Raw genomic sequence first — 16,562 nt, forward strand, 5'->3', positions numbered from 1 at the left:
CGCGACGATGCCGGCCATGACCACCGAACTGCCCGCCCCGGTGCGCGCGGCCCTGGACGCCGCCAACGCCGGCGACGTCGACGCCTTCCTCACCTGCTTCCTGCAGGACGGCATGGTCGACGACTGGGGCCGGCACTTCCGAGGCCACGAGGCGATCCGCCGCTGGAGCGACCGCGAGTTCATCGGCGTCCACGTCTCCCTCGAGGTCACCGACGTGGCAACCCACCACGCCCACGCCGGCGAGGTCACGGTCCTGGCGCAGGTCGGCGGCGACGGCTTCAACGGCCCGTCCCACTTCACCTTCCGCACCGACGGCGACCGGGTCGAACGCATGACCATCCGCGCCTGACCTCCCGGCTGGCACCGGCCCCCTAGCATGCGGACCGTGTCACGACCGACCCCGCTGGGCGGCTTCTGGGCCGTGCTGCTCGGCGGCCTGGCCCTGGCCGCCACCCTGCTCTACGCCCACCCGGGCGCTTGCCCGAACGCCGGCGCGGCCGGCAACGCCAGCGCCTTCGCCGACCCGGCCTGGGATTACCGCCTGCCCCTGCTGGTCTTCGGCTGGATCGTCCTGGTAGCGATCGAACAGCTCTTCCCGACCACCTGGCGCCACCGCGACCGCCCGACGGTCGCCCTGCGCGCCGCCGCGGCCGTCTCCCTGGCCATCGCCGCGTCCTGCTTGACCACGGTGCCGCTGCTGACGGCCTGCCACTAGAAATCGATCAGTGCCACGGTGTCGATCGCGAAGGGGAATGGGGCGTCGGACTTCAGAATTTCGCCGTGCGCCGCCACCGCCTGCTCGACGTAGCTTTCGCCGTCGAGGCGATAGAGCCGCAACGTGATCGAGCGGTAGTTGGTCATGTCGGGTTCGACGAGGAGGTACCAGGGGATGCCGGCGGCAGCGTAGTCGCGAAGCTTCTCGACGCGATCGTTCGCCTCGTTGGACGGCGACAGAATCTCGCCGACCATGGCCACGTCGGCGGCGTGGGCCACGGAGCCGAGGTAGTCCATCGTGCCCACCACGAGATCGGGAATGACAATGATCCGCGGACTGAGCCGGACATTTATCGCTTCCCAGGAGCGGAACCCGGCGGCTCGGGCCGCATGACGGACGGCGACCATCAGGAGAAATGAAATGTCTTGGTGTGGGCGGTTCGGTGCCGGGCTCACCCGGAGGCTCCCGTCGATCAGTTCGATGCGCTCGGGGGTCGGGCCGAGCGCCAGGAACTCGGCCTCGGTCCACGGCCCCGGGTGATCGCGGTGCAGTTCGCTCACCAGCAAAGTGTCGCATGCGGTCATGCCGAAGATAGTCGCACGCCTAGTAGTCATACAGCAAGAGGGGTCAGAAGTCGAGGAGGGCGGTGGTGCTGACGGTCAGGGGGAAGGGCTGCCGGGAGGTCAGCGTCTGGCCGAACTGGGCCGTCGTGTGGCGGAGGTACGCCGTGCCCTCGCGGTGGAGCAGGTGGAGGGTGACCGTGGTGTAGGTGGCGAAGTCCGGCTCGGCCAGCAGGTACCAGTCGATGCGGGCCTCGGCGTAGAACGGGGCGCGGGCGGCCGCGCTGATGCCGGGGGAGGCGACGTCGGCGACCAGGGTGGTCTCGGGGCCGCGGTTGACGGCGGCCGCCCGGGTGAAGCGGCCGACCGCCACGTCGGGGGTCAGGATCAGGGACGGGTTGAGCTGCAGGTTGGGGCCCTGCACGGTTTTGAGCCCGGTGAAGCGGGTGGCGGCCGACAGCTGGTTGGCCAGCAGCCACGCGATCTGGTTGTGGGCGTTGTTGGGCGAAGGGTTGACCCAGAGGCCGTGGTCGACGTGGAGGCCGCCGTCCCACAGCTCGATGCGGTCCTTGGAGGCTTGGAGGACGAGGAAGGCGTCTTCGGTCCAGAACGAGGGGTGCGCCATGACTAGATCGTCGCATGACTAGCTTACGAGGGTCAACGGGGGGACTGCCGGGGTTCGGCCCGGGCGGCCCGGGCCAGCAGGCCGGCGACCGCGGCGTGGCCGGTGGTGATCAGGCCGGTGGTGACGCGCAGGTGAGGCGGCCCCGAGCCGACCGAGAACGCGGCGCCGGCCGCGGCCGCGATGCCGTTGCTGGCCAGGGTGAGCAGTGCGGCCTGTTCGTCGCGGACCGGGAGCCAGATGTTGAGCCCGTCGCCGGGCGGCAGGTCGATCCCCGCGTCGCGCAGGCCGTCGAGCACCATCGCGCGCCTCCGCGCGTACTCGTCGCGGGCGTGCCGGACGGCCGCGACCGGGCCGGGGAGGGTGAGCAACTCGAAGAGCAGGTTCTGCAGGAGGCGGCTGGTCCAGCCCTGGCCGAGCAGCCGCCGCTCGAGGATCGGGTCGAGCACTGTCGACGGGCCGCTCGCCGCGGCCAGCCGCAGATCGGGTCCGTGCGACTTGGAGAAGCTGCGCACGTGCAACGTGCGTGACGGCAGGAAGGAACCCAGTGACTCCGGCGCCGACGACGCGACGTCACCGGCGGAGTCGTCCTCCACGACGTACGCGCCGGAGGGCGCAAGCACCGCGGCGAGTGAGGCGGCCCGGGCGCTTGACCACGACGCGCCGGTGGGGTTGAGGGCCCGGGGTTGCAGGAAGACGGCGGCGGGCCGCTCGGCCAGCGCCGCCGCCAGCGACGAGGGCAGGGCGCCGCAGGCGTCCGTCTCGACGGCGACGACCCGGACGCCGAGCGCGTCCAGCAGGTCGAGCAGGGGCGGGAAGCAGGGGTTCTCGACGACCGCCCGATCGCCGAGGCGGAGCAGGCCGGAGGCGATCTGGTCGATCGCGTCCATCGCCCCGTCGAAGATCGCCAGCCGGTCGGGGGGATGCGGCCAGTTCGCCCGCAGGAAGCCCTCCAGGCCGGGGAGGACCGGTTCGTCGAGGTAGCTCGCGGGCGACAGGTTGCTCAGCGCGGGCAGGGCGGGCAGGAGGGAGGGGTCGGGAACGCCGGTGGAGAGATCGAGCGGGAAGCCCGACCGGCCGCGCAGGGCGGCCCGATAGCGACCGGGCCCACCGGAGCGGGACGGCGCGACGATCGTGCCGCGACGACCGTCGGTCTGGATGGTGCCGGCGCGGCGCAGAAGCTGCCAGGCTGCGCTGACGGTGGTCGGCGACAGCTGGAGATAGTTCGCGACCTCGCGGATCGGCGGCAGGCGGAGGCCCGGGGCGAGGGCGCCCTCGCCGACCGCGCGCCCGACCGCGTCGGCGAGCCCGCGCGCGGTCGGGGACAGCAGCCGGTCGCGCAGGTCGGGAAGCATTTTGTGACAGTACAGAGCGTCGATTGTGACGTCTACGGTTGTTACGTAGCCTCCGGACATGGAACGAATCGAGCACTGGATCGGCGGCGTCTCCACCGCCGGCACCTCGGGCCGGGTCGGCCCGGTCTTCAATCCGGCGACCGGCGAACAGATCGCCGAAGTCGCCCTCGCCGGCGCGGACGAGGTCGGCCGGGCGGTCTCGGTGGCTGCGGCGGCCGCGGCCGCGTGGCGTACGGCGTCGTTGTCCAAGCGGTCGGCGGTCCTGTTCAAGTTCCGCGAACTGCTCGCCGAGCGCAGCGGCGACCTCGCCGCGATCATCACCCGGGAGCACGGGAAGGTGCTCGCCGACGCGGCCGGCGAGATCGCCCGCGGCCTGGAGAACGCGGAGTTCGCCACCGGCATCCCGCACCTGATGAAGGGCTCGTTCTCCGAGCAGGTGTCGACCGGTGTCGATGTGTACTCGATCCGGCAGCCCCTCGGGGTGGTCGCCGGCATCACGCCGTTCAACTTCCCGGCCATGGTGCCGCTCTGGATGTGCGCGACGGCGATCGCGGCCGGCAACGCGTTCGTGCTCAAGCCGAGCGAGAAGGACCCGTCGGCGTCGCTGTTCCTGGCCCGGCTGTGGCAGGAGGCCGGGCTGCCGGACGGCGTCTTCACCGTCGTGCACGGCGACAAGGAGGCGGTCGACGCGATCCTGACCCACCCGGCGATCGCCGCGGTCAGCTTCGTCGGGTCGACGCCGATCGCGAAGTACATCTACGAGACCGGCACCGCGCACGGCAAGCGTGTGCAGGCGCTCGGCGGGGCGAAGAACCACATGGTCGTGCTGCCCGACGCGGACGTCGAGTCGGCGGCCGACGCGGCCGTGAGTGCCGGTTACGGCTCGGCCGGCGAGCGGTGCATGGCGATCTCGGTCGTCGTCGCGGTGGGTGAGGTGGCTCAATCCCTTGTGGATGCCATCGCGGCACGACTGCCCAAGCTGCGCGTCGGCGACGGGACCGATCCGGCCTCGGAGATGGGGCCGCTGGTCACGTCAGCCCACCGGGATCGCGTCTTGTCCTATATTGCGCGCGGCGAGTCGGAGGGCGCGTCAGTGGTCGCCGACGGGCGCGATGCGTCTGATCTGCCGGAAAAGGGGTTCTTCCTGGGCGTCACCCTGCTCGACCACGTCACTCCGGCCATGGACGTCTACCGCGACGAGATCTTCGGCCCGGTGCTGGGCGTCGTGCGGGTGGAGACCTATGCCGAGGCCGTGGCCCTGATCAATGCCAACGAGTACGGCAACGGGACCGCGATCTTCACCCGGGACGGCGGGGCGGCCCGGCAGTTCCAGTTCGACGTCGACGCCGGCATGGTCGGTGTGAACGTGCCGATCCCGGTGCCGGTTGCCTATTACTCGTTCGGCGGCTGGAAGGCGTCGCTGTTCGGCGACACCCACATGTACGGCCCGGACGGGATCCACTTCTTCACCCGCACCAAGGTCGTGACCTCCCGCTGGCCCGATCCGGGAACGTCGTCCGTCGATCTCGGGTTCCCGCGCAACCACTGAGACCCGACTCGCTATGGATTGCGTAGGTGCAAGGGCCAGGCAACGCCGATTCCGTTTCGAATTTGGAAAATCCTTTCGGATTCCCTTGTCTTCAGTGGTTCGCGTGTGACAGGGTCTCGCACGTCGTCGTGTGGGGGCTGTCACAGACAGCTCTCTGACCGGAGGTCTATACGTGAGCACCTCGCTGCTGCGGAACTTCGTCGCCGGGAAATACACCGACACCGCGGACGGACGGACGTCATCGGTGATCGATCCCAGCACGGGGGAGGCGTACGCCGAGGCGCCGGTCTCGTCGGCGCGCGACGTGGGCGCGGCGATGGCGGCGGCCGAGGCCGGCTTCGAGGTGTGGCGCGACGCGACCCCGGCCGAACGGCAGCGAGCCCTGCTGAAGATCGCCGACGCGGTCGAGGGGCGGGCCGAGGAGATCATCGCCGCCGAGTGCCGCAACACCGGCAAACCGGTCGAGGCTACCCGGCGCGAGGAGATGGCTCCGCTCCTGGACGAGCTGCGGTTCTTCGCCGGCGCGGCCCGGATGCTCGAGGGCAGATCGGCGGGCGAATACCTGCGCGACCACACGTCGTACGTGCGGCGCGAGCCGATCGGCGTGTGCGCGCAGGTCGCCCCGTGGAACTACCCGATGGTGATGGCGGTGTGGAAGTTCGCGCCGGCCATCGCCGCCGGCAACTCGGTGGTGCTCAAGCCGTCCGACACCACTCCGGTCACGGCGCTGCTGCTGGCCGAGCTCGCGGCCGAGTTCCTGCCGCCGGGCGTGCTCAACGTGGTCTGCGGCGACCGCGACACCGGCCGCGCGGTGGTGGCGCACCCCGCCCCGCAGCTGGTCTCGATCACCGGCTCGACCCGGGCCGGCATGGAGGTGGCGGTGGCGGCCGCCGCCGACCTGAAGAGGACCCACCTGGAGCTGGGCGGCAAGGCGCCGGTCGTCGTCTTCGACGATGTCGATGTCGAAGACGCCGCTTCGAAAATCGCCGGCGCCGGCTATTTCAACGCCGGACAGGACTGCACTGCCGCGACACGAGTACTGGTGCAGGCGGGCGTGGCGGCCGATTTCACGGCCGCGCTCGCTGACGCCGCGAAAAACCTCGAAGTCGGACCGGACGGATATTTCGGGCCGGTCAACAATGCCACGCAGCTCGCGCGCGTGCAGGGGTTCATCCAGCGCACCACCGGGGAGATCGTCACCGGCGGCAACCGCATCGGCGACCGCGGCTACTTCCTCGAGCCCACCGTCGTGGCCGGGCTCCAGCAACAGGACGAGATGATCCAGGACGAGGTGTTCGGTCCCGTGATCACCGTCCAGAAGTTCGACGACGAGGCCCAGGCGATCCGCTACGCCAACGACGTCCGGTTCGGCCTGAGCGCGAGCGTCTGGACGCAGAACCACGGCCGGGCGATGCGCGTCTCCCGCCGCCTCGACTTCGGCGCGGTCTGGATCAACACACACCTGCCGTTCGTCTCCGAGATGCCGCACGGCGGCTTCGGGCACTCCGGGCACGGCAAGGACCTGTCCATGTACGGGTTCGAGGAGTACACCCGCATCAAACACGTGATGAGTTACCTGGGCTGATGACCGGCCCGACACCTTCCCCCCGGCGCTAAGAGGTACCCGAAGATGACGATCCCCCAGCAGAGCATGGCGAACACCCGGCCGCCGGGCGGCCGGACCGGTGAGCACCCGGCGATCCAGTTCGTCGGCGTCAACAAGGACTACTTCGCGCACGGCGAGTCGGTGGCCGCCGTGAAGACCACCGACCTCGCGATCGGCCAGGGGGAGTTCTTCTCGCTGCTCGGCCCGTCCGGCTGCGGCAAGACCACGACCATGCGGATGATCGCCGGGTTCGAGGAGCCGACCAACGGCAAGGTCTACCTCGACGGCAAGGACGTCACCAACGTCGCCCCCAACAAGCGCGACATCAACATGGTGTTCCAGTCGTACGCGCTGTTCCCGCACCTCAACACCCTGCAGAACGTGTCCTTCGGGCTGGAGCGCAAGAAGGTCGCCAAGGACGAGATCAGGCGCCGGGTCGGCGAGATGCTCGAGATCGTCTCGCTGACCGGCATGGAGAAGCGCTCGCCCAGGGAGATGTCGGGCGGCCAGCAACAGCGGGTGGCGCTGGCCCGGGCTCTGGTCAACCGGCCGCGGGCGCTGCTGCTCGACGAGCCGCTGGGCGCGCTCGACCTCAAGCTGCGCCAGCAGATGCAGGTCGAGCTCAAGCGCATCCAGCGCGAGGTCGGCATCACCTTCGTCTACGTCACCCACGACCAGGGTGAGGCACTGACCATGTCGGACCGGATCGCGGTCATGAACTCGGGTGTGATCGAGCAGCTGGGCTCGCCGCGGGAGATCTACGAGCGGCCGGCGTCGCGGTTCGTGGCCGGGTTCATCGGCACGTCGAACCTCGTCGAGGGGCACGTCGACCGGGTGGAGAAGGGTTACGCGCTGTTGGCGTACACCGCTCAGGACCGGGTCATCGTGCCGGTGCCGGGCAGCGTCCGGGCGGCCGACAAGCTCGAGGTCTCGATCCGTCCGGAAAAAATCGACATGCATCGGGGGGTGCCACCGGCGTCGGCCACCGGCGGCAGCGTCCTGTCCGGAGTCGTGACCGAAGTGGTCTACCACGGAACATCGACGAACTATACGGTCTCGACCGCGGCCGGAACCGACTTCACGGTCTTCGACCAGAACGCCTCGAACGCCGAGGATCTCGCGGATCGCGGCGATCGTGTCCACCTGACCTGGGACCCCCAGCATTCATATCCGATCGGAGTCTGATGTCTGCGTCGAACCTTCCCGACCCGTCTTTGGTCCGCGGCCTCACCCAGAGCCGGCTCGGCCGGCGAGACCTGCTGCGCGCCGGCGGTCTCGGGGCGCTCGGCATGGCGCTCGCGGCCTGCGGCGTCAAGGGCAAGGGCAAGGCGTCCGCCTCCGTGGCCCCCGACGCCGTCGCCAAGTTCTGGGCCAACAAGACCAAGAACGGCCACGTCGACTTCGCCAACTGGCCGGTCTACATGGACCCGAAACACCCCGAACTGAAGAAGTTCACCGCCGAAACCGGCATCACGGTCAACTACCAGGAGGTCATCCAGGAGATGGGCCCCTGGTTCGCCAAGGTCCAGCCCCAGCTGTCGGCCGGCCAGTCGATCGGCTACGACCTGATGGTCATCACGAACAGCGTCCAGTTCAACCAGTTCGTCGACTCGGGCTTCCTGGCGCCGCTCGACCACAGCAAGATGCCGAACTTCGCGAAGAACGCGGCGCCGGCGTACAAGAACGAGACGTACGACAAGGGCAACGTCTACAGCGTTCCGTGGACCTCCGGCATCACCGGCATCGCGTACGACCCGAAGCACATCGACGTTCCGCCGACCAAGATCGCCGACCTCTGGAACACGAAGTACAAGGGCAAGGTCGGCATGTTCTCCGACCCGCAGGAGCTCGGCAACTTCGGCCTGATGGCACTCGGCATCAACCCCGAGACGTCGACCGAGGCCGACTGGAAGAAGGCGGCCGACCACGTCAAGCAGCAGAAGAGCGCCGGCATCGTCCGCAAGTACTACGACCAGGACTACATCCGGGCCATCGCCAGCGGCGAGGTCTGGATGTGCCAGGCGTGGTCGGGCGACATCTTCCAGAAGAACCTCGAGGGCGCCAAGCTGAAGTTCGTCATCCCCCAGGACGGCGGCACGCTCTGGACCGACAACATGACGATCCCGATCACCGCCAAGAACCCGGTCGACGCGATCGAGCTGATGGACTTCTTCTACCGGGTCGACAACGCCGCCTCGCTGGAGGAATTCATCGGCTACGTGTCTCCGGTGCCGGCCGCCAAGGACCAGATGAGGCTTGACGCGGCGAAGGCCAAGGGCGACCAGAAGCAGCTGATCACGGAGCTCTCGAGCAGCGAGGACTCCTTCCCGACCGACGAGGTCTACAAGCGGCTGCACCGCTATGTCAGCTTCGACAGCGTGTCCGAGTCGCAGACGTACAACAAGCTCTTCGAACCGATCGTGCTGGGCTGATATGAACACACTCAAGCGACGGCTCGCGCCGTACCTCCTCGTCCTGCCGGGCGGGCTCTGGCTGATCCTGTTCTTCGCCGTTCCGATGATCGCCATGCTGTCGCTGTCGCTGCAGCAGGGCGACATCGTCAACGGGTACACGCTGACCTGGCACTTCCAGACGTACCTGGACGCGATCAACGACTATCACGTCCAGCTCGTCCGGTCGCTGATCTACGGGTTCATCAGCACGGTCATCATGATCGTGCTGGCCTTCCCGATCGCGTACTGGATCGCTTTCCGCGGCGGCAAGCACAAGAACACCTACCTGTTCCTGATCCTGCTCCCGTTCTTCGTCTCGTTCGTGCTGCGCACCATCTCGTGGAGCATGATCCTGACCGACAACGGGCCGGTGCTCGAGCCGCTGAAGAAGATCGGACTGGTGCCGGACAACTACCACCTCCTCGGCACGGCGACGGCGGTGATCGGCGGGCTGGTCTACAACTACCTGCCGTTCATGGTCCTGCCGATCTACGTGGCGGTCGAGCGCATCGACCCGCGCGTGGTGGAGGCGGCCCGCGACCTGTACGCCAATCCGGCGCTCGCCTTCCGCAAGGTGATCCTGCCGCTGAGCCTGCCCGGCGTTTTCGCCGGCGCCCTGATGACGTTCGTGCCGACCAGCACCGACTACGTCAACTCGGGCCTGCTCGGCAGCTCGTCGACCACGATGATCGGCCAGGTCGTCCAGGCGCAATACCTGCAGAACTCCGACTATCCGACCGCCTCGGCGCTCTCGTTCATCCTGATGGCGGTCATGCTGATCGGCATCTTCATCTACGCCCGGGCGCTGGGCACCGAGGACGTGATGGAGGTGGCGGCGCGATGAGCCAGGCGACCCTCTCCCGCCCGGTCGAACCAACCAGCCGGCCGGCGGCCCGGAAGACGCGGCGGTTCGGCGGCAACTCGCTGCTGCACGTCTTCACCTGGGTCGTCATCCTCTGGCTGCTGCTGCCGATCTTCGTGATGATCGCCTTCGGGTTCAACAACCCGAAGGGCCGCTACAACCAGACCTGGGACGGCTTCACCTTCAAGTGGTACGCGAGGGTGTTCGAGATCCACGACCTGACCAGCGCGCTGATCACGTCGCTGGTGATCGCGGTGGTCGCCACGATCGTGTCCACGGCCCTGGGCACCGGCATCGGCTACGCCCTCGGCCGCTACCGCTTCCGCGGCTCGGGCACCCTCAACCTGATCATGTTCGCGACGATCTCCTCGCCCGAACTGATCATGGGCGCCTCGCTGCTGTCGTTCTTCGTATCGCTCGGCGCGGGCCTCGGCGTCGTGACGATCACGATCGCGCACATCATGTTCTCGCTGTCGTTCGTCGCGATCGTCGTCCGGGCCCGGGTCCTGACCCTCGACCGCTCGATCGAGGAGGCGGCCGCCGACCTCGGCGCGACCCCGTGGACGACGTTCTGGAAGGTGACCTTCCCGATCATCCTCCCGGCCGTCTTCGCGGGTGTCCTGCTGGCGTTCGCGCTCTCGATCGACGACTTCGTGGTCACCAACTTCACCTCGGGGACCACCACGACGTTCCCGCTGTGGATCTGGGGCGCGACCCGGGTCGGCCTGCCGCCCCAGGTGAACGTGATGGGCACGCTGATCTTCGCGTTCGGCGTCCTGCTCGCGGTGTCCATGACCGTCAGCTCCCGTCGCCGCGCGAAGCGGGCCGGATAACCCGTGCGGTCGCTGAAAGACGCCATACCCGAGCCGTACTGGCTCACCCAGGCGGGGGCCCCGGCCCCCGCCGCCCCGCTCGACGGGGTAGAGACCGCCGACCTGGCGGTCGTCGGCGCCGGCTACAGCGGACTCTGGACGGCCCTGCTCGCCAAGGAACGCGACCCGCAGCGCGACGTCGTGATCGTCGAGGCGGGTACGGCCGGCTGGGCCGCGTCCGGTCGCAACGGCGGCTTCTGCGCCGCCAGCATCACCCACGGCTTCGACAACGGGCTGACCCGCTTCCCCGGCGAGATGGACACGCTGCTCCGGCTGGGCCGGGAGAACCTCGACGAGATCGAGGCGACGGTCGCCCGGCACGGCATCGACTGCGACTTCCGCCGCACCGGCGAGCTGAACGTCGCCACCGAGGACTGGCAATGGCGCGACCTGGTCGCCTCGCACGCCGCCGAGGCGGCCCGCGGTCTCGACGTGGTCCTTCTCGACCAGGATTCGGTACGCGCGGAAGTGGCGTCCCCGACCTACCAGGGAGGCGTCTGGGACCGGACCGGCTGCGCCACCGTGGATCCGGCCCGTCTGGTGTGGGGCCTGCGGGCGGCCTGCCTCCGTCTCGGGGTCCGCATCTTCGAGAACACCCCGGTCGAACGGATCACCGCCGCACGCGGTGGCCTTTCGCTGCACACCTGGCGCGGCCGGGTGACCGCGGCCCGGGTCGCGCTGGCCACCGGCGCGCACGGCTCGCTGCTGAAACGGCTGCGCCAGTTCGTGGTGCCGGTCTACGACTACGCGCTGATGACCGAACCGCTGTCCCCGGCGCAGATGAACGCGATCGGCTGGCGCAACCGGCAGGGCATCGGCGACGCCGGCAACCAGTTCCACTACTACCGGCTGACCGCCGACAACCGCATGCTCTGGGGCGGCTACGACGCGATCTACTACAACGGCGGCCGCATCCGGCCCGAGCAGCAGCAGCGCGAGGCGACCTTCGAGGTGCTGGCCCGGCACTTCGAGGCCACGTTCCCACAGCTCGAAGGCGTGCGCTTCACCCACAAATGGGGCGGCGTGATCGACTGTTGCAGCCGGTTCAGCGCGTTCTTCGGCACCGCACACGGCGGCCGCCTGTCCTACGCGGCCGGCTACACCGGCCTCGGCGTCGGCGCGACCCGTTTCGGCGCCAAGGTGATGCTCGACCTGCTCGGCGGCGAACCGACCGAGCTGACCGCCCTGAAGATGGTGCGCCGCAAGCCGGTGCCGTTCCCGCCCGAACCGGTCCGCTCCGGCGTCATCCAGCTGACCCGCTGGTCGATCGCCCGGGCCGACCGCCACGAGGGCCGCCGCAACCTCTGGCTCCGGTCCCTCGACGCGATGGGCCTCGGCTTCGACTCCTGACGGCCCCGATCTTCGCCGGAGCCGCGGCGTAGATGGGCGTCGCCGTGCCGCCCTATGCTGGGGTTGGGCACGGAAATAGTTGCGAGACCTCTTGCGCACCACGGAATCAGTGGAAATGATCGGGTCTCAAAGGCGGAAGGAGTTGGAGATGCCGACATCGGCCGAACTGCATCAGCGCCGGAGCGCGGCCGTCGCACGCGGGGTCAGCAGCATGATCCCGTCGTACGTGAGCAGCGCGGGCGGCGGCACGATGACCGATGTGGACGGACGCGAGTGGATCGACTTCGCGGCCGGCATCGCGGTGACCAGCGTGGGCAATTCGGCGCCCGCCGTCGTTTCCGCCGTCCAGGAACAAGTCGCCAAATTCACCCATACCTGCTTCATGATCGCGCCGTACGAGCAGTACGTGGCGGTCTGTGAAGAACTGGCGGTGCTGACGCCGGGCTCGTTCGAGAAGCGGTCGGCTCTTTTCAACTCGGGCGCCGAGGCGGTCGAGAACGCGGTCAAGATCGCTCGGCACGCCACCGGTCGCCAGGCCGTGGTGGTGTTCGACCACGCCTACCACGGCCGGACCAACCTGACGATGGCTCTCACCTCCAAGGTCATGCCCTACAAGCAGGGGTTCGGACCGTTCGCGGGGGAGATCTACCGCGTCCCGATGTCGTACCCGTTCCGGGACGGACTCTCCGGGACCGAGGCCGCGGCGCTGGCCATCGGGTTGGTCGAGAAACAGGTCGGTGCCGCCAACCTGGCGGCCGTGTTGATCGAGCCGATCCAGGGCGAGGGTGGCTTCGTGGTGCCGGCGCCCGGTTTCCTGGCCGAACTCGCCGCCTGGACCCGCTCGACCGGCGCCGTCTTCATCGCCGACGAGATCCAGACCGGGTTCTGCCGGACCGGGTCGTGGTTCGCGTGCACCGACGAAGGCGTCGAGCCCGACCTGATCACGACCGCGAAGGGCATCGCCGGCGGGCTGCCGCTGGCCGGCGTCACCGGGCGCGCCGAGATCATGGACGCCGTGCATCCGGGCGGCCTCGGCGGGACGTACGGGGGAAATCCCGTCGCCTGCGCGGCGGCCCTGGCCACCATCGGCATGATGCGCGAGCTCGACCTGGCGGCGGCCGCCCGCCGCATCGAATCCGTCGCCCGGCCCCGGCTGGAGGCGCTCGCGGCCAAGCACCCCATGATCGGCGAGGTCCGTGGCCGCGGCGCGATGCTCGCCCTCGAACTGGTCAAGCCGGGGGAGTCGGGGCCGTTCGGCCCGGCGTCCGACCCGGTCGCCGCCGCCGCGGTCGCCAAGGCGGCCCACGAGGCCGGTCTGCTGCTGCTGACCTGCGGCACCTGGGGCAACGTCATCCGGCTGCTTCCTCCGCTGATCATCTCCGACGACGAACTCGACCGCGGGCTGACCCTGCTCGAGCAGGCCTTTAACCAAGAGGAGACCCCCTCGTGACCGACCTCCAGTCCCCCGACTTCGAGAAACTCTCCGGCGCCGCCCGCGACCACCTGTGGATGCACTTCACCCGGCTGTCGTCCTACCAGGACAACCCGGTGCCGATGATCGTCCGCGGTGACGGCTGCTACATCTGGGACAGCGCCGGGCGGCGCTACCTCGACGGTCTGTCGGCGCTCTTCGTCGTGCAGACCGGCCACGGCCGGCAGGAACTGGCCGAGGCGGCCGCCAAGCAGGCCGGCGAGCTGGCCTACTTCCCGCTCTGGTCGTACGCCCACCCCAAGGCGATCGAACTGGCCGAGCGGCTGGCCTCGCTGACCCCGGGCGACCTCAACCGGGTCTTCTTCACCACCGGCGGGTCGGAGGCGGTCGAGTCGGCGTGGAAGCTGGCCCGGTCGTACTTCAAGCACACCGGCAAGCCGATGAAGACCAAGGTGTTGTCCCGGTCGATCGCGTACCACGGCACGTCGATGGGCGCGCTGTCGATCACCGGCATCCCGGCGCTGAAGTCCGACTTCGAGCCGCTGGTGCCGTCCACGTTCCGGGTGCCGAACACCAACTACTACCGGCGCCCCGACGAGTCGATGACCCCTTCGCAGTTCGGTCAGTGGGCCGCCGATCGCATCGAGGAGGCGATCGAATTCGAGGGGCCCGAGACGGTGGCGGCGGTCTTCCTCGAGCCTGTGCAGAACTCGGGCGGGTGCTTCCCGCCGCCGCCCGGCTACTTCCAGCGGGTACGCGAGATCTGCGACAAGTACGACGTGCTCATGGTGTCGGACGACGTGATCTGCGGGTTCGGCCGGCTGGGCGAATACTTCGGCGGCCAGAAGTACGACTACACGCCTGACATCATCACCGTGGCCAAGGGCCTGACCAGCGGTTACGTGCCGCTCGGCGCGATGATCGCGTCGGAGAAGCTGGCCGAGCCGTTCCTGAAGGGCCACAACTGGTTCGCGCACGGGATCACCTACGGCGGGCACCCGGTCGGGTCGGCGGTGGCGCTGGCCAACATCGACATCATGGAGCGGGAAAACCTGTTCGCCCACGTGCGGTCCCACTCCGATGCGTTCCGGTCGCATCTGGAGAAGCTCTCCGATCTCCCGATCGTCGGTGACGTGCGTGGCGACGGCTACTTCTTCGGGATCGAGCTGGTCAAGGACAAGGCGACCAAGGAGACGTTCGACGACGACGAGTCGGAGCGGCTGCTGCGGGGCTTCCTGTCGTCGGCGCTGTTCGAGGCCGGGCTGTACTGCCGGGCGGACGACCGCGGCGACCCGGTGATCCAGCTGGCGCCGCCGCTGATCGCGGGGGAGGCCCAGTTCCAGGGGATCGAGCAGATTCTGCGCTCGGTCCTGACCGAGGCGTCCAACCGGATCTGATCCGGTTCCTACGTGGGCGGATCACCCTGGCGGGGGTGGTTCGCCCGCTCTGCCATCGGACACGCGGCGTTGTTGCCTGGCAACTTCCTGAAAGGACCCTATGGTTTCGCTGGCTCTCGTTGGCCGGCACGGCGTGTCCGGCCCCGCGAGTCTTTGATTTCGCTGTGGTTGACCTTGTCAGGGCCTAGCTGTCCGCTGTACGCGCCCAAACGCGAAACTTTTGTCTAAATCCGACATTTCCGAAACGGTTAGTGTTCCGGCTTGCAACACCCGTTCGGAAACACGGAGGAAAGACATGTCTGCTCGGCTTTCATTCGGCCGCACGCTCGCGGTCGCCGGCATCGTCACGGCCGTCGCCGTGCCGCTCACCGCCGGCTCGGCGTTCGCCGACCCCAAGCCGCACCACCCGCCGGCGCCCACCCACACCGTGGGTCACCTGCCGGTCCCCGGCCACAGCGTGGGTCACCACCCGATGCCGGCCCCGCACCACGACGTCGTCACGACGCTGCGCACCCGGGTCCGTAACGCCCAGGTCCGCCAGTCGCCGATCGCCAACCGCCACGGCCGCACCCTGTCGGTCCTGCGCACCCCCGGCTCCCGCGTCGCCGTCACCTGCTGGACCCTCGGCGCCCGCGAGAACGGCAGCAACACCTGGTACCGCACGGTCGCCCCGGCCCGCGGCTACATCTCGTCGACCGAGGTCGCCCGCCCGGCGCACCCGGTCGGCCGCTGCAAGTAAGACCGCACCTCCAGCTCCCCCCGGCCGGCCCGGGCAGGTCTCCTGCCCGGGCCCCGGCTCTTTCAGCACGTCTCCTCGTACGGCAGGCCGTCGATGTAGCGCGCCCACCCCGCCCGGTCAAGGCCGCCGCCGGTGCGGGCGCGGGCGAGCTCGGCCGGACGGTCGAGCAGACGGCCGACGCCGCCGAGATCCCACAATGCGACAGTGCCCGCCGGGTCGCCGACCGCGAGCGTGTGCCCGTCCGCAGAGACCGCCAGCGCCTCGCCGGGCTACGCCCAGCGGGTCAGGCCGGAAACACCGAAAGATCGGCTCTGGCGCTCTTTCGGTGGTAGCGCAACGCGCTTGTGTCCATAATGGATAGTGATGCCGGTGTGCCTGTGATGATCTTGTTGGGACGGTGTTCGGTGGGCTGGCGCCTCTGGTGATGGAGAAGGTCGAGGACGCCGGCGACAGGATCATCGTGAGGGCGCGGACACCGCTGGTCGCGGTCGCGTGTCCGGATTGCGGCGCGTCGACCGGGCGGGTGCACAGCTTGCATCAGCGAACGGTGGGTGATGTGCCCGTCGACGGACGGCGGGTGCAGATCGTGGTTTCCGTGCGGCGGCTGGTCTGTCCGACATCGGGATGCCGCCGGACGTTTCGTGAGCAGATCCCGGGTGTCTTGCAGCGATATCAACGTCGAACCCCCCGCCTTCAGGCTCTCGTGGATGCGGTGGCACGTGAGTTGGCCGGGCGCGGCGCGGCCCGGTTGCTGGCGAAGCTGTCAATGCCGTTGTCGCGGCATGCCAGTCTGCGGGCGCTGCTGCGGATACCCCGCGCCGCGTTGCAGGTCCCGCGGGTGCTGGGCGTCGACGACTTCGCGCTGCGGCGGCGGCAGCGCTATGCCACGGTGCTGATCGATGCGCAGACACGCCGGCGGGTGGACGTGCTATCCGACCGCAACGCCGACACCCTGGAAGCGTGGCTTCGAGAACATCCCGGCGTCGAGGTGGTCTGCCGGGATCGTTCCGGCGCCTACGCCGAAGCCGTCCGCCGGGCCCTGCCCGACGC

The 16,562-nt window shown here is 69.0% G+C and carries 17 protein-coding genes; 13 read left to right on the forward strand and 4 right to left on the reverse strand.

Going from position 1 to position 16,562, the window contains the following annotated elements; genetic code table 11:
- The first annotated feature begins 16 nt into the window (after window positions 1–16).
- Window positions 17–349, forward strand: a complete 333-nt coding sequence (locus ACIA5C_RS44710; RefSeq protein WP_396066633.1) for a nuclear transport factor 2 family protein — start codon at window positions 17–19, stop codon at window positions 347–349.
- A 36-nt stretch (window positions 350–385) separates the two neighbouring features.
- A complete protein-coding gene (locus ACIA5C_RS44715) occupies window positions 386–715 on the forward strand; it encodes a hypothetical protein (protein WP_396066635.1) in 330 nt (109 codons plus the stop codon).
- Here ACIA5C_RS44715 and ACIA5C_RS44720 read toward each other — a convergent pair.
- The 3 genes from ACIA5C_RS44720 to ACIA5C_RS44730 all read right to left on the reverse strand — a co-directional run bounded on the left by ACIA5C_RS44720 (window position 712) and on the right by ACIA5C_RS44730 (window position 3,252).
- Window positions 712–1,275, reverse strand: coding sequence for a Uma2 family endonuclease (locus ACIA5C_RS44720; protein WP_396066637.1), 564 nt, complete (start codon window positions 1,273–1,275; stop codon window positions 712–714). The two genes, ACIA5C_RS44715 and ACIA5C_RS44720, sit on opposite strands and share 4 nt — an antisense overlap.
- A 67-nt stretch (window positions 1,276–1,342) precedes the next feature.
- Complete coding sequence (locus ACIA5C_RS44725; protein ID WP_396066639.1) at window positions 1,343–1,900, reverse strand: Uma2 family endonuclease; 558 nt, start codon at window positions 1,898–1,900, stop codon at window positions 1,343–1,345.
- A gap of 32 nt (window positions 1,901–1,932) precedes the next feature.
- The gene (locus ACIA5C_RS44730; RefSeq protein ID WP_396066641.1) at window positions 1,933–3,252 is read right to left on the reverse strand and encodes an aminotransferase class I/II-fold pyridoxal phosphate-dependent enzyme; all 1,320 of its coding nucleotides are present in this window, start codon (window positions 3,250–3,252) and stop codon (window positions 1,933–1,935) included.
- A gap of 58 nt (window positions 3,253–3,310) precedes the next feature.
- Between ACIA5C_RS44730 and ACIA5C_RS44735 the strand changes: the two genes are divergently transcribed.
- The 10 genes from ACIA5C_RS44735 (at window position 3,311) to ACIA5C_RS44780 (ending at window position 15,512) form a co-directional block, all read left to right on the forward strand.
- The gene (locus ACIA5C_RS44735) at window positions 3,311–4,801 is read left to right on the forward strand and encodes a CoA-acylating methylmalonate-semialdehyde dehydrogenase (protein ID WP_396066643.1); all 1,491 of its coding nucleotides are present in this window, start codon (window positions 3,311–3,313) and stop codon (window positions 4,799–4,801) included.
- A gap of 172 nt (window positions 4,802–4,973) precedes the next feature.
- Complete coding sequence (locus tag ACIA5C_RS44740) at window positions 4,974–6,386, forward strand: aminobutyraldehyde dehydrogenase (RefSeq protein ID WP_396066645.1); 1,413 nt, start codon at window positions 4,974–4,976, stop codon at window positions 6,384–6,386.
- A 45-nt stretch (window positions 6,387–6,431) separates the two neighbouring features.
- Entirely contained in the window at window positions 6,432–7,592 is a 1,161-nt protein-coding gene (locus ACIA5C_RS44745; RefSeq protein ID WP_396066648.1) for an ABC transporter ATP-binding protein, read from the forward strand.
- Complete coding sequence (locus ACIA5C_RS44750; RefSeq protein ID WP_396066650.1) at window positions 7,592–8,839, forward strand: spermidine/putrescine ABC transporter substrate-binding protein; 1,248 nt, start codon at window positions 7,592–7,594, stop codon at window positions 8,837–8,839. The genes ACIA5C_RS44745 and ACIA5C_RS44750 overlap by 1 nt, the downstream gene beginning before the upstream one ends.
- Window position 8,840: 1 nt before the next feature.
- Window positions 8,841–9,704 carry an ABC transporter permease gene (locus ACIA5C_RS44755; RefSeq protein WP_396066652.1) on the forward strand — a complete coding sequence of 288 codons (864 nt, stop codon included), beginning with the start codon at window positions 8,841–8,843 and terminating at the stop codon, window positions 9,702–9,704.
- A complete protein-coding gene (locus tag ACIA5C_RS44760; RefSeq protein ID WP_396066654.1) occupies window positions 9,701–10,555 on the forward strand; it encodes an ABC transporter permease in 855 nt (284 codons plus the stop codon). Before ACIA5C_RS44755 ends, ACIA5C_RS44760 begins: the two co-directional genes overlap by 4 nt.
- 3 nt (window positions 10,556–10,558) lie before the next feature.
- Window positions 10,559–11,944 carry an NAD(P)/FAD-dependent oxidoreductase gene (locus ACIA5C_RS44765; protein ID WP_396066657.1) on the forward strand — a complete coding sequence of 462 codons (1,386 nt, stop codon included), beginning with the start codon at window positions 10,559–10,561 and terminating at the stop codon, window positions 11,942–11,944.
- A gap of 148 nt (window positions 11,945–12,092) precedes the next feature.
- Window positions 12,093–13,394 (forward strand): 4-aminobutyrate--2-oxoglutarate transaminase, encoded by a 1,302-nt coding sequence (gabT, locus tag ACIA5C_RS44770; protein ID WP_396066659.1) that lies wholly within the window; start codon window positions 12,093–12,095, stop codon window positions 13,392–13,394.
- Window positions 13,391–14,773, forward strand: a complete 1,383-nt coding sequence (locus ACIA5C_RS44775) for an aspartate aminotransferase family protein (protein ID WP_396066661.1) — start codon at window positions 13,391–13,393, stop codon at window positions 14,771–14,773. The genes gabT and ACIA5C_RS44775 overlap by 4 nt, the downstream gene beginning before the upstream one ends.
- 295 nt (window positions 14,774–15,068) lie before the next feature.
- A complete protein-coding gene (locus tag ACIA5C_RS44780; RefSeq protein ID WP_396066664.1) occupies window positions 15,069–15,512 on the forward strand; it encodes a hypothetical protein in 444 nt (147 codons plus the stop codon).
- A gap of 62 nt (window positions 15,513–15,574) precedes the next feature.
- Here ACIA5C_RS44780 and ACIA5C_RS44785 read toward each other — a convergent pair whose 3' ends face one another.
- Window positions 15,575–15,709 carry a hypothetical protein gene (locus ACIA5C_RS44785; RefSeq protein WP_396066666.1) on the reverse strand — a complete coding sequence of 45 codons (135 nt, stop codon included), beginning with the start codon at window positions 15,707–15,709 and terminating at the stop codon, window positions 15,575–15,577.
- Window positions 15,710–15,936: 227 nt separating this feature from the next.
- On the opposite strand from ACIA5C_RS44785, the gene ACIA5C_RS44790 reads away from it, so the two are divergent.
- On the forward strand, window positions 15,937–16,562 hold a 626-nt coding region (locus tag ACIA5C_RS44790; protein ID WP_396066668.1), incomplete at its 3' end, for an ISL3 family transposase.

The sequence above is a fragment of the Actinoplanes sp. NPDC051343 genome (assembly GCF_044455125.1).
Taxonomy (GTDB): domain Bacteria; phylum Actinomycetota; class Actinomycetes; order Mycobacteriales; family Micromonosporaceae; genus Actinoplanes.

What these genes read in the sequence shown, in the direction of transcription:
- ACIA5C_RS44760 (WP_396066654.1), top strand. Translation starts at nt 9,701, where the DNA reads ATGAGCCAGGCGACCCTCTCCCGCCCGGTCGAACCAACCAGCCGGCCG.
- ACIA5C_RS44710 (WP_396066633.1), top strand. Translation starts at nt 17, where the DNA reads ATGACCACCGAACTGCCCGCCCCGGTGCGCGCGGCCCTGGACGCCGCC.
- ACIA5C_RS44730 (WP_396066641.1), bottom strand. Translation starts at nt 3,252, where the DNA reads ATGCTTCCCGACCTGCGCGACCGGCTGCTGTCCCCGACCGCGCGCGGG.
- ACIA5C_RS44735 (WP_396066643.1), top strand. Translation starts at nt 3,311, where the DNA reads ATGGAACGAATCGAGCACTGGATCGGCGGCGTCTCCACCGCCGGCACC.
- ACIA5C_RS44755 (WP_396066652.1), top strand. Translation starts at nt 8,841, where the DNA reads ATGAACACACTCAAGCGACGGCTCGCGCCGTACCTCCTCGTCCTGCCG.
- ACIA5C_RS44750 (WP_396066650.1), top strand. Translation starts at nt 7,592, where the DNA reads ATGTCTGCGTCGAACCTTCCCGACCCGTCTTTGGTCCGCGGCCTCACC.
- ACIA5C_RS44780 (WP_396066664.1), top strand. Translation starts at nt 15,069, where the DNA reads ATGTCTGCTCGGCTTTCATTCGGCCGCACGCTCGCGGTCGCCGGCATC.
- ACIA5C_RS44745 (WP_396066648.1), top strand. Translation starts at nt 6,432, where the DNA reads ATGACGATCCCCCAGCAGAGCATGGCGAACACCCGGCCGCCGGGCGGC.
- ACIA5C_RS44725 (WP_396066639.1), bottom strand. Translation starts at nt 1,900, where the DNA reads ATGGCGCACCCCTCGTTCTGGACCGAAGACGCCTTCCTCGTCCTCCAA.
- gabT (WP_396066659.1), top strand. Translation starts at nt 12,093, where the DNA reads ATGCCGACATCGGCCGAACTGCATCAGCGCCGGAGCGCGGCCGTCGCA.